Annotated in this window: 10 protein-coding genes; 9 read left to right on the top strand and 1 reads right to left on the bottom strand. The window is 48.2% G+C overall.

Annotated elements, in window-relative coordinates; genetic code table 11:
- Positions 1-434: VWA domain-containing protein (locus PMI05_RS25305; RefSeq protein WP_007728102.1), on the bottom strand; the 434-nt coding region annotated here is incomplete at its 3' end.
- Between the two features lie 551 nt (positions 435-985).
- On the opposite strand from PMI05_RS25305, the gene PMI05_RS25300 reads away from it, so the two are divergent.
- The 9 genes from PMI05_RS25300 to PMI05_RS25260 all read left to right on the top strand — a co-directional run bounded on the left by PMI05_RS25300 (position 986) and on the right by PMI05_RS25260 (position 10346).
- Entirely contained in the window at positions 986-3154 is a 2169-nt protein-coding gene (locus PMI05_RS25300) for a hypothetical protein (RefSeq protein ID WP_039961360.1), read from the top strand.
- A 150-nt stretch (positions 3155-3304) separates the two neighbouring features.
- Positions 3305-3730 carry a hypothetical protein gene (locus PMI05_RS25295; RefSeq protein ID WP_007728098.1) on the top strand — a complete coding sequence of 142 codons (426 nt, stop codon included), beginning with the start codon at positions 3305-3307 and terminating at the stop codon, positions 3728-3730.
- Between the two features lie 102 nt (positions 3731-3832).
- Positions 3833-4285 carry a J domain-containing protein gene (locus PMI05_RS25290; RefSeq protein ID WP_007728096.1) on the top strand — a complete coding sequence of 151 codons (453 nt, stop codon included), beginning with the start codon at positions 3833-3835 and terminating at the stop codon, positions 4283-4285.
- Between the two features lie 189 nt (positions 4286-4474).
- Positions 4475-5029: an FHA domain-containing protein gene (locus PMI05_RS25285; protein ID WP_007728094.1), complete on the top strand. Its 555-nt coding sequence runs from the start codon at positions 4475-4477 to the stop codon at positions 5027-5029.
- A 71-nt stretch (positions 5030-5100) separates the two neighbouring features.
- The gene (locus PMI05_RS25280) at positions 5101-5631 is read left to right on the top strand and encodes an FHA domain-containing protein (RefSeq protein WP_007728092.1); all 531 of its coding nucleotides are present in this window, start codon (positions 5101-5103) and stop codon (positions 5629-5631) included.
- A 5-nt stretch (positions 5632-5636) separates the two neighbouring features.
- Complete coding sequence (locus tag PMI05_RS25275) at positions 5637-6476, top strand: PP2C family serine/threonine-protein phosphatase (protein WP_007728090.1); 840 nt, start codon at positions 5637-5639, stop codon at positions 6474-6476.
- A 20-nt stretch (positions 6477-6496) separates the two neighbouring features.
- Complete coding sequence (locus tag PMI05_RS25270; RefSeq protein ID WP_007728088.1) at positions 6497-8386, top strand: PP2C family serine/threonine-protein phosphatase; 1890 nt, start codon at positions 6497-6499, stop codon at positions 8384-8386.
- Positions 8383-9660, top strand: coding sequence for a hypothetical protein (locus tag PMI05_RS25265; RefSeq protein ID WP_007728087.1), 1278 nt, complete (start codon positions 8383-8385; stop codon positions 9658-9660). Before PMI05_RS25270 ends, PMI05_RS25265 begins: the two co-directional genes overlap by 4 nt.
- On the top strand, positions 9651-10346 hold the full coding sequence (locus PMI05_RS25260) for a hypothetical protein (protein ID WP_039961353.1): 696 nt from the start codon (positions 9651-9653) through the stop codon (positions 10344-10346). Before PMI05_RS25265 ends, PMI05_RS25260 begins: the two co-directional genes overlap by 10 nt.
- The last annotated feature ends 20 nt before the right edge of the window (positions 10347-10366 follow it).

Below are 10366 nucleotides of genomic sequence, written 5' to 3'. Positions count from 1 at the left end.
CGAGCCGGGTCCTTTGCTTTTTCAATCATCTCTGCCCCTCTGCGCAAACCGAGCCCCAAATCCGAATACCCAGAGTAACGCAACCCTTGAATGGTTCGCTTGAGCTGTTCCCGATTCCTTGCTTCGGCGATGCTCGCTGGAGACTGAGCTTGTACAATCCGATCATTATAAGCGACAAAGCCAATGCGGGTACGCGTGGCTTCGCTCATATCAATGAACATACTCATGACCTCTGCGGCTGTTTTGCCAGGGTCTGTTTTGTTCATGGAATTACTCGTATCAACGACAAAGACCGCGTCTACTCCCGCATCTGCTGTTCCATTTGCCCCCGCAGTAAGAGGGGCGGACAAGAAGAGCATGGGAAGGAGCAGTCCGATGACCACCAGTCGAAAAAGTGGCGGCAGAGAGAGGGTTGACTGACGATTTTTGTACATACATTCACCTTTTTTCTGAAAAAAGTTTTAAAAAGTTCATGACTTACTAAAATGGGACGATTTACCTATAAATGTTTGTTCGTATAAAAGATCGGTTTCCTGTTGCCGATGTATATAAAAGTTAATAACACCTATTTTTGTAAATATGAGGTGAATGCATAATACTCCCCAGCGGCAACTAGGGAGAATTATCTATCAGTCCTTGTGCTTCTTTCCTAGTAAGAGAGTGGACAAGGCGAGGCTTATCCCTATTTTTTCGAAGACCTAGGAAAGGAGACTCGGTGTCTTCAGCATAAAACGGAAATCCAAGAAAAGGAATATTTGTGGAATAAAATGGGTCTAAATACTGAGAATGGTCGCGTGGGCATAGGGAATTTGTCACAATCCGCGGAATGTTGACAAATAATGCGGGCAAAGTTTAATTTAGAGGCAAGATTTTTTTGTTTGTTTTTGGTATAAATGTCACGATTTGTATCATCATTCGTGGAGTAGGACTCATCATCTTTCAAGTAGGACTAAGTGGTTATGTAGACGACAGAAAGGGGCCATTTATGGACATTATTAACCAGACCAACCGAACCATGCTGTTCGAAGAGATCAACCCGGAAAAATTGGACCTGATCACCATTGTTGGAGATGTAAAAGGCATCGACAGTCTCAGCGACGACAAGATCAAGGAGATCAACGAGCATCTCCTCGTGCGTAGCTTCGATGAGTTTTTGGACAAGTTCTCACCGAGTGTGTATTCGTTCTACAATGCAGCGAACCAAAAAGTGATGTACACCTTGAAAAAGCCTGACGGAATTGCAGAGGATGCGATTTCTGAGATCAAGATCGATCAGAGCAACGACTTTTTGAAAATGCTGTTTACCCTGATTGATACGAAGCGTAGCCAAGGTATCACCAACGTGGATTTCAAATTCGAGAATTTGCTCGATATGATTTCCCCGAAAAAAGTGATGGATGACATCCGTCAGGTGCGCAAAGAGATTCACTACTTGTACGGTCATTACGAAAAGCTCGATGATGGCGATCCGAAGAAGCTCGATCTCGGTGACAAGCTGAACACGATGTTCGAGGATGCCAGCAAAAACTACAACAACGTCATGGCAATGCTGCCGCTGGCGATTGAAGATATCAAAACACGACTGCTCTTGGGCGGCGCACAAGAGGAGAACCAATCCGAAGCGATTCAGATCGGGATGCTGACGATTGGGGAAGACGGAGAATTGAAGATCATCGAGGCACCGAAGAGTGACAGCCGCGAGCTGATGGTTCTCGATGAAAACAGTGGAAACGGATTGATGAACGTTTTCGAAGAGGATTACGAGTCGATCACAGAGACGCCATCCTCCTATGTAAAAGATCTCGTGGTGCGCACATTCTGCCCGCTGCCGGCGGTACATACCGAAGTCAACATTGAGACAGAAGTACAGAACTACAATACGTATCTGGAGTTTTACAAAAACGCCAAGGACGACTTCGTAAAAACGGTGAAGCCTTTGGTCGAGAAAATTTTGGGCGTGAAGATGTTCTTCGATCAGTACGTGACCAAGAACAAAGGCATGCAGCCAGCTATGCTGATCACGAATACGAAGCTCGACATGCTCGTGAAAAGCAGCAACATTCCACGTCTGGAGACTTATCTGAACACGGTCAACGCGAAAAACGACTTCACGGATACGATCTGGTTCGGAATCGTTCCATCGGTTGATATGGATTCCGCGGGAAAAGCACAAGTTACTCGCGAGCGTTTCCGTGGGAACGAAAAAGTCGTCAAGCAGGACGGCAATACGATGGAATCGCTCACCATGCTGCTCCAAGTCGTCAAGGACTTCAAGGTACAAGTGTTCTTCAGCTTCAGTACAGGTGAAGAAACGACCTTCAACAGCATGGCGACAGCGGGCATTGATAAATACATCGACAAGTGCGGAATCCTGGTGCGCAAAGAATTCAGCGAATTCGCGATCCCGTGCATTCCGAACTTCACGATTATTCCGAAAGATAAATCAGGAGTTGTCATCGACAGCAGAATGCTGCAAACCGAAGACGGCGTGAAGCTGTCTCAGGAAAAAGAAGACATCCTGAAGCTGTGGATCGAGGGTGTTTATGTCGGTGCCAGCTATGTAGCTGCTGGTGTCGTGGCAGCGTACCAGTGCCCAGAGTACTTGCGCGAAACATTCAAAGTGGTTAGCCGCGAATATCCAGGTGTGCGCTTTGACATCGAAGCAGGTGAAAATGGACTGCGCGCTATCACCACAATGGCCAAAGAAATCTCCGGCTTCACCAACAACATCAAAGATTCCATCAACCGCAAAAACTTTGGATTCGTCTTCTCTTCGGAAAATGCACAAATCCAAGGCAAAGATATAAAACGCATTACAGTGTACAAGGCACGCAGCCTCGCCATGGCAGAGGACGGCTTTGATTCCATCTACAAAACACTGGTCAGCACCTATATCGAGCGGATTCTCCGCTTCCAGACGGGTGATTTCAAACACGATAACATCGTGAAGTTCTTCAGTAACAATCCGAGCAGCCAAAAAAGCAAATGGCTGGGCACACGCGGCTTCGTGAACTCCATCATTCACGATGGTGATGACATGAGCTACATCATCGATGATAAGAGCAATCTGTGCCATATCGATCTGGTGTTCAACGGCAATGTGAAAAACCTGGAGGTCACCATCACCAAAGGAACGACTCCGGTCAAAGCATAGCATTGATCCCCTGGAGAGCTGTTTATGAAACTTTTTGACACATTACGCAGGTGGTTAGAGGTGTGTTTCCCAAAACGCACCCTTACACATAAGCCTCGAAGCCAATCAGGTAATTCGAGAGCAAGATTTCATTTCAAGGAGGTTTTATTCATGGGTTTTCGACTCAAAGTAGAAGGTTCTGAAACAATTGAGCTGGGCATGGACAACATTCAGACAGTAAAGTATGACACTGACACGCCAGACGATTCCAACGCGCGCTCCACAGATGTGGGTGCAACACTGAAACTGACTGGCAAAATCATCACTGCAACAGATGGTGACAGTGCGGATGACACCATGAAGCTGGCTCTCTGGTCTTTGGTACCAGCAGAAAAAGCGGATTGCTACCGCAAAGTAACATTGGAAGTAATTGCTGCTGATCAAGTGATCCGCAAAATCTACTTCCCGAACGCATTCGTAGTAGATTACAACGAGAGCTTCGGTGATACCGAGGGTGTAGGAACATTCAGCATCTTCATCAAGCAAAAGAAAGACAAAACCGAACTCACCAAAATCGAAGGCGGCTACGCTGTTTAGGTTTTGAGAGAAGTAAGGTAGGAAGAGCCGTATCTCGAAAGCCGTGTTCGAGGTACGGCTCTACAAAATAACCAAAATTATTGCCAGACAGAGGGTGCGAGAATGAAAAATTATTACGAGATTCTGGGGCTAACCAAACAGGCTTCCACGAATGACATCAAAAAAGCATACCGTCAACTGGCAAAGCAGCATCATCCGGATGTCAATGCCGGGAGCAGTGAGTCAGAGCGAATCTTTAAAGAAATTACCGAGGCCTATCAGACATTGCAGGACCCAGCCTTGCGCGAGGCGTACGACGCACGCTACGAAGCTTTTCAGCAAAAGAAACAACAGCAGACCAGCCATAAAAGCAGCACAAAACAAGGGCAAAGCAAACAGCAAGCACAGAATGCAACGGGTGTGAACTTCGAGGATTTGGGGAGCACCTTTGAACGATTTTTTGGTTTTCATCCGAAGACAGGCGAGATTAATCCAAACACCATGAAATCCGAAAAGAAAAATCCACTGGATACGACAGATATGTTTGAACAGTTTTTCCGCATGAAGAAAAAATAAAATGGAAAAATCGGGCTTGGATGACAGCTCTTTCATGACATAGAGGTAGTAGCAACCTGCTCCTGTCTTTGGATGGATGTCCATACATACACCATTCGCCCAAAGCTCGGAGCATTTTTCTTACAAGGAAGTTCAAAAATTCGTCTTTTGATCACGAGCATACATAGGTAGTTGATTGGGGGGAAAGATGTGGCGAAGAAAAAAAGGTACCAAAAGTCCATCAGAGTGAAGCTCATAGAGCTGCTGATTTCCATTCTTGTGATTAGTGCACTCATTTATGTCTTTGGTTATACGGACAGCAACGCTCTGAAAATAATTACAGGAATTTCCTTCGGACTCTTTTTATTCGGGGTCATTATCGTCAAATTCGGAAGCCCCGACGAACCGGAGCCAAAGAAAGAGGATGGCGTCACCAAACTGGTTCTATTAGATGAAGAGGGAGAGAGCGTGAAGGAGTGGTTCATCCAAGGGGAGACATCCCTTTTGATCGGTAAAAGCTCCACGCAAAACGAGGTCGACATCGACTTGGCGGACGCGGAATACGCCGCCTTGATCAGCAAGCAGCATGCGGTTCTGAATCAAGCGTCTGGGGACTGGTTTATCGAGGATATTCATTCCAAAAACGGCACAGGCATCAAGCAGCCGAACAAACGCGACAAGAGTAAGTTGGAGATTGAACAGCCGCATAAAGTTAAGGCTGGCGACGTCATTTACATAGCTAATACCCGCTTGTTGCTGAAATAACAACGGGGTAAACATCGCTTTTACACACATACATATCGTCCTTGCACGGAACGAAACGGGGGAGCAGAAGAATGAGTTTGACAAGATGCGCGAATGGTCACATGTTTAGCACCAGAAAACACGGAAGCACCTGCCCTTATTGCAGTATGGTCGTTGAGCCAGGGGCGAAACCGGAAAACAAAGCACCAGCGAGAGTGGCAGACGATGATAAGACGATGCCGTACCTGGGGGAAACAGAAGGAATTGAGCCTGTTACCGGATGGCTGGTATGTATTGAGGGGCCGCAACAAGGTCAAGATTACCGCATTATGGCGGAGAAGAACTTCATCGGTCGCGCAGAGGATATGCATATCCGAATCGTCGGAGACAACACGATCTCTCGCCGCAATCATGCGGTGATTGTCTACGATCCGAAAAAACGCAACTTTTACTTGCTCCCGGGTGATGCGTCGGGACTTGCCTATCATAACAATGAAGCGGTGTACACACCAGTTGAGCTCACTGCGTACGATGTGCTCCAGCTCGGAAAGAGTACCTTTATTTTCATCCCGCTGTGCGGTGTTCACTTCGAGTGGGACAACTCCAACAAAGGCAAGGAATGATGAGCATGTTTCAACAGGGCGCAATCCCGTATCTGGTCGTCCTTGGCGTGATCATTGCCATTACTCTTTTGTTTCGTCTACGTGCAGCTTTGATCCGGCAAGAAAAGAATCCTGTCATCCAGATCGGAAATGGACAGACGATCGGCAGACGAGAAGAGCAGGATGATTACTTTTCTACGGCAACATCGTCTCATGGGACGATTGCAGTCTTGGCTGATGGAATCAGTGGACTGGCTAACGGCAGACTTGCTTCAACGCTTGCCGTGACTACATTTATCCGTGAGTTTACAAAGCTGGACAATCCGAAGCATATGTCCCTCTTCTTTTCACGGGCTGCTTCCCTTGCCAATTCGGAGATTTTGCAGACGCTGAGAGGAAGTCGGGGTGGAACAACGCTGGTCGCTGGCGTAATCGTAGAGGACAAGCTGTATTGGGGGGCGGTTGGAGACAGTATCATCACCGTTTTCCGGAACGGAGAATTCATCCCGATCAATCAAAAAGACATTTATGAGTCTGTGCTGGAGGCTCGTTTTCTGTCCGGTGAGATTACGAAGGACGAGGCGTTGGAGCATCCGCAGAAAAAACAGCTGATCAACTACTTGGGCTACGAGAGTTTTCAAAATATCGAAATTGGCCGTGAGCCGTTTCCGCTTGAGAAGGGAGACAAGGTCATTCTCTGTAGTGACGGTGTCTACGATACGTTAACCGAGATGGAGCTGGAGCAGATTTTGTTCCAAAAAATCGCTGCCCATGACGCGGCTGACCAAATCATTGAAGCGGTGGAAAGCAAGCAAAAAGCCAATCAGGACAACGCAACCATTCTCATCCTGGAAAAAGGCTGGTAACGGGGGAGCGGGTAGTACGAATGAGAAAGGACAACAGTGAATTCATTACCGGGTTTCTATCCGAATCAGGCAGCTTCGTTCGCAACAAGGATTACTTTGCCTTCGCCGAGCTGGATGATATCGCGTGCTGGGTAATCGCCCGCGGATTAGACAACGATCAGGAAGTAGAAAGTGCGGAGTTGGCGGCCAAAAGCGTTCTGGGCTACTTTTTGCAGAAGCCGTCCATTTCGCGTTATCGCATTCGCCGCTATTTGCAGGAGGCCCATCGTGTCCTACAAGCTGAGAGCCATCGCGTCAGACTAAAGGCGAGCCTGACCGTAATCGTTACGGATTATGCCAGAGTGAGGTACGGGGTCGCTGGTAACACCCGGCTGTATCAGTTTCGCAATGGCAGACTGCAATGGCAGAGCAAGGATCAGAGTCTTGCCCAACAGATGGTGGATGGGGAGGAAATCGCAGAGGACGCGCTTGATCAGCACGAAGAGCGCCATAATCTCTTGAGTTATTTGGGGACGCCCAATGAATTTCGCCCGTTTATCTCCAAGAAGCTCCCGCTATATGACGGTGATGTTTTTCTGCTTGCCACCCCTGGTCTGTGGGAGAAGGTGAATCCGGCCGAGATGCAGGACGGGCTTCAAGAGGCGAAAGATCCTGAAACCTGGATCGATACGCTGGAAGACGTGCTTTTGAGCAAGCAAGAGCATGTCGTTCAAAACTACACGGCAGCCGCTATTTTTGCGAACAAAATATTCAAGACAGACCCGCAAAAAAAATGGCGGATTATCAAACGGGTGGCACTCATCCTTCTCGTGCTTGCCTTGGCTGGAGGCGGGGCTCTGCTGTTCAAGATGAAGGAAGCGGAGCGCATCGCGGATGCTGCGACAGGGATGTTCGAGCATGAAACAGCCGGAGACGCTTTCATTGCGGAGAGCGATTATCCGAAGGCACTCAAGGCGTACAGCGATGCCCGAAATGCTGCAAATATCGTCAAAAACAAAATTCAGGCCGCTCTCTTGGTGAAAAAAATCCGTATTACACAGTTGATCGTGGATGGAGATACGGCTGTAAAAGATGAGCAGTACGCCAAAGCATTGGAGAAGTACGACAAGGCGCTCAAAGAAATGAAAGGGCGCGATGATTTTAACGAACCTGAAATTTTGGAGAAGAAAGAAAAGACACAATCGTATGTGCTCGTCATGCAGTGGAAAAAGGAAGGCGATCTCTTGTTTGAGGCGCAAGATTACGCTGGTGCAGAAGCCTATTACCAAAAGGCGCGCAAGCTGGCGTTGGAAACGTCCTTTGTAACAGGAGAAAAGGAGCTTCGCACCAAGCTGGACGAGGTAGCTTCCAAAAAGACTGGTATCGATAAGGAAAAGAAGACGCTCGATGGCGACAAGCTGGAGAAGCAAGGCGACGAGAGCTATGCGGCGCAAGACTTCGAGGGAGCGATCCAATCGTATACGATGGCGCAGGAAATTTATCAGGAGATTGGCGTGCTGGAAAAAGTTTTGGCGGTGGAACGCAAGGTGACAAAGGCAGAGGAGAAGCTGAATCCTCCTGCTGTTCCGCCAGCAGGCCAGCCACCTGTGCAAGGGACGAGTGCTGCGAGTCAACCTCCGGCAGTTCCGGTGAATCAAACGGCACCGGTAAATCAGACGGCTCCTGTAAATCAGACGGCCCCGGTAAACCAGACGGCACCGATTAACCAAACTGCGCCGGTTAACCAGACAGTCCCAGTCAATCCGGTGGCTCCAACGTACCAACCAGTTCCGGTGCACCAAGTAGTGCCGACTAATCAAGCAGTTCCACCTGCCGGGACAGCTCCGGCGACTCAGCCAGTTCAGCCACCGCAAGCTAATCCACCAGCTACAGCCAATCCGACACAGGAGGAGGCAGCGAAAACGCCATGAAAGAGATCGTACTGGATCGTTTGAACAAAATGGAGGAGCTGGAGCAGCGCAGGTTGCTCAAGCAGATCATGAACGGTGTCTTCCTCAACCTGGTCGAGTATCAGGAGGAGATGCAGAAGAAGCTGGAGGAGCGTGTTTTTACCGAGATCGAGGACAAGGAAGATAAGCATGACATCTACGTGACCCTCTGCCATCGCGATGACTTTGACCCGATCCACGAGTATTTGTACCCGATGATCCCTGGCGATGAGGAAAAGAAGATATGTGATCGCAAAGAGTTAGCGGTCAAGCTCAGCAACCAGGAAGAAGCGGTCATGATGACGATCTTTTTAGAGTGTGAGTACGACAAGATACAGGCGCTGATGATGAGCAAGCGAACCTTCAAAGGTCGGCTGAATACGGGAGGCAATCACTATCCAATCGAGGTGCGCCTCCAACAAAGCCGTGTGTATATGGATGAGCTGGAAAAGCTGTACAACATGTTTCAAAAGAACGGGATGCCGTGGAAAACGGTGAATCACCCTTACGCTAGCAAGTTTTTCGATGTCATTCTGGTTGCCTGTGAGGGCACGTTTACAGAAGACGAAGAGATACTGGAAATGTCGATTACCCTCGATGAGTGGGAGCCTTACAAAAAGCTGGACGTTATCCCGTTGTGGAACATCGAGCGTTTGGCTTTAAAAAACATCGGCTTTCCCGTACCTGCCATTGACCGGGTGAATTTTGAGCATGTCCTGTCGTTGCGCAAGACAGGCAGTGAGCACGGATATTTGGTGGATGGAGATGAGGAGCTGATTCGCTACATCAAGCGGTCACCGGAAGAGCTGACGATCGTCTCACCTCAGGAGAAGTCGGGAGTTTGGAATGTATGCAAAATTACACAGCCTGTCACGACCCGCATCGGAAGACTCGATTACGAATTAGTATCCAATCGACGGAAAAACAGCTTTGTTGGGAGCTATGCACGGAAGCAGGCGATGACCGTACGAGCCAAAGGAGAAATTATCCGAATCGTCCATTCCTTTGAGGCCGCTGAGCAGCTGGAGCTAGTGAATGTCGAGATCCGGGATAAAACCAATCGGCCTCCCGCTACGTACGGATTGAATCCGTTCATTAGCGATAACGTTCGTGTAGAAAACGACAAGAAGATCATGGCTCTCGGCTTTCGGAGACGCGGGGCGAACAGCTTTATTCTCCAAGATATGATGAGCTTCCTCGTCTCCGAGGTTCAGATGTATTTTCCGGAATACAAGTGTGAAGGAGAATGGGCTTGAATTACATCTGGGATTTGGTTATTCGTGCAAAACGCGCCGGGATCGCCAATAAAGACATCCAGTTCAAAGCGGCCAAAGTGTATTCGCCCTACATGGAGCTGAGTCATGAGGCCATCAACGCCAAAACGGTGGACAAGACAGTAGAAGTGAATCCGTACTACCGTTTCGACGATATTTTCCGTGACCTTTTTGATGCCAATTACTCGGACGATGCAGAGCTTCGGCATACCTTGTTTGATATCATCATCCATTTGCTGGCCGAGATCGATCTGTCGCAAGGGATGAACAAGCGTGAATACCACATCCGCTTTGTATTGCGCGACTTGGAAGCGGGGTTGTTCGGCAGTCGAGTACAGGAAAATATCCGGCTTTTTACCAAAGAGGAGCGAGAGATTATCGCAGGCAATATTTTGCGCTTGTATGAGACCGGTGAAGCAGTGTACCTGCTCAAGGATACGATGCGCAAAATTTTCTCCCACTCTACCATTTACGCTAATTGTGAAGAAAAAGATGAGCTACTGATTTACGTCGGGCAGTCGGAGAGTGAAACCGCACATGCCAAGCTCGCTTTAATCAAGGATATTTTTTTGCCGGTTCGGTTCCATACAGAGATTTATTGGCGAAATCATTTCGGCATTTTGGATGTTGAGGAAACGATGCAAATCGACAGTGTTGCACTGTACTAAAGGTTTTTGACCGATTGACC

Origin of the sequence: Brevibacillus sp. BC25 (assembly GCF_000282075.1) — a bacterium.
Lineage (GTDB): Bacteria > Bacillota > Bacilli > Brevibacillales > Brevibacillaceae > Brevibacillus.
This window is presented reverse-complemented; position numbering and strand designations above follow the sequence as displayed.